Source organism: Calothrix sp. CCY 0018 (assembly GCF_963920925.1).
Lineage (GTDB): Bacteria > Cyanobacteriota > Cyanobacteriia > Cyanobacteriales > Nostocaceae > Rivularia.
This window is the reverse complement of the sequence record NZ_CAWUDI010000136.1, coordinates 1-327: the sequence shown is the minus strand read 5'-3', so window position 1 is coordinate 327 and position 327 is coordinate 1. Positions and strand designations below refer to the sequence as shown.

General features: G+C 64.5%; 1 protein-coding gene. It reads left to right on the top strand.

The window, feature by feature from the left end; genetic code table 11:
- Nucleotides 1–55 precede the first annotated feature (55 nt).
- A partial coding sequence (locus tag ACM03V_RS34485) for a tail fiber domain-containing protein (protein ID WP_414625314.1) occupies nt 56–327 on the top strand: 272 nt, incomplete at its 3' end.

Sequence of the window (327 nt, the reverse complement as noted above, 5' to 3'; positions counted from 1 at the left end):
AAACGCAAACTCAGCCGGCCAAGCCGGCCTCGGATCGCTCCTAGGGACAGGGCTTATGGCCGGCGCCATGGCCTTCTCGTCGAAGGAACTCAAGGAGGGCGGTCAGCCGTTGGACGACGACGAGGCGCTGGCGGGTATGTCGAATGTGCCGGTGGAGAGCTGGAAATACCGAGATGGCGTGGCAGACGGCGGCGAACATGCCGGCCCCTACGCCGAGGACATGCAGGCGCAATTCGGGGACAAGGTCGCTCCTGGTGGGATAGGGCTCGACATGATTAGCGTCAGCGGCCTGCACCATGCGGCGATTCGGGCCCTGGCGAAGAAGGT